At 64.4% G+C, this 1,336-nt stretch carries 2 protein-coding genes; both read right to left on the bottom strand.

Features of this window, described 5'->3' with window-relative positions; all coding sequences use genetic code 11:
- Window positions 1–124: 124 nt before the first annotated feature.
- The gene (locus tag HMPREF3048_RS12225; RefSeq protein WP_016456431.1) at window positions 125–268 is read right to left on the bottom strand and encodes a hypothetical protein; all 144 of its coding nucleotides are present in this window, start codon (window positions 266–268) and stop codon (window positions 125–127) included.
- 160 nt (window positions 269–428) lie between these two features.
- A partial coding sequence (locus tag HMPREF3048_RS02620; protein WP_070771106.1) for a DUF4192 family protein occupies window positions 429–1,336 on the bottom strand: 908 nt, incomplete at its 5' end.

The raw sequence follows: 1,336 nt of genomic DNA on the forward strand, positions 1-1,336 counted from the left end.
GACGATGGTGCCGTTGTTGAAGGGGTTGGACATGTTGGTTCTCCTTACGTGAGTGGGTGTGATTTGCCGTGCAATTTGGGTACTTAAGCAGCTGCTTTGCTGCTGCGGGGCGGTTGCGCTGTCGTTACAACACTGCCCAGGGCAGCGGTGTGCCTGCCGCCTCTAGGTCGCGCAGTTCTTGTGCTGCGCCCGGATCGGCGTCCTCGCCGTCGATGCCGTCGGCGAGCTGGTAGAGCAGTTCCAGGTCGGTGTGGGTGATGTCGCGCATCACGTGCCTCCTTGTTCGGATTGATGGTCAATCCGTCTGTTGGAGACAGCTCTGCTGTCTAAAGGTCACTCCCCTGCCTCGTTGCGGTGTCTGTCGTCGCAAGCCAAGGCCCCGCGAGAAAAAGAAACCCCGTTGCATTGCTACAACGGGGTGTGTGGTGCTACTCGGCAAACAAGATCGTGCGGGTCTTCTCAGCGCCCTCGCGGACAAGCTCGACCATCCGCTCGCCCTGGCCGATGTCGGTCAGCTTCGCCACCAACGACGGGAAGTTCTCGTCTGGCCCGATCTCGGTGGCTCGGTGCGCAGCCACGCCAGCTAGTCCCGGCTGGCCTGTGGCGTGCGCAAGCACGGCAACCGTGGTGGTGAGCTGCGCGCGCATCCCTGGCCAGCTGGTCGGGACAGCACGCATAACCTTCTCTATGAACGCAAGGCCCGCCTGCGGGTCATCGAGCAGTGCGGCAAGCAGCGTGTCCCGCAAGCGCGGCGTGGTGAAGCATTTCAGCGCAGACCGAACAGCGCGAGCGCTCGGCTGGGTGATCCCTGCCGCCGCCTGCTCATACTCACGCTGCAGCACGTCTGCGAACATGGGCGGGATATACGCCAGCGCGTCTTCGATGATGTCGGCGTGCTCGGCAGCGTCGATGCCGTGGTCAGTGCTGTTCAACCGTGCCTCGATGTCGTCTTTGCTCGGCTCCGGCAGCTCGCCGGTGTGCTCTAGCATCTGCCGCAGCGCCGCCGATGCGGCGACCTCGCCGACAACGCCGTGGCGCGGCTCGTCGATGAGCGGATGCTGGTACACAGACCACCAAGCAGCCCCAGTGACGATCTCGGGCACCTGCACCACCCCGAGCAGCGGCGGTAGCGGCGAGGCCCCGCTGGTGAGGTACGTGGCCGTCTCGTCGAAGACCGGCTGCGCAATGTCATCGCTGATCATGTACGCGATAACAGCGTCGAGTTCGAGGTGGTGGACCCACGCTGCGAACCGCTCGCGGCTCTCGGTGAGCTTCTCCACTGCTTCGTCCAGGTCGAACCGTGCGACCGGGCCGAGGCGGACGGTGTCGACGCCCT

The organism is Corynebacterium sp. HMSC075D04, from assembly GCF_001815635.1.
Classification (GTDB): domain Bacteria; phylum Actinomycetota; class Actinomycetes; order Mycobacteriales; family Mycobacteriaceae; genus Corynebacterium; species Corynebacterium coyleae.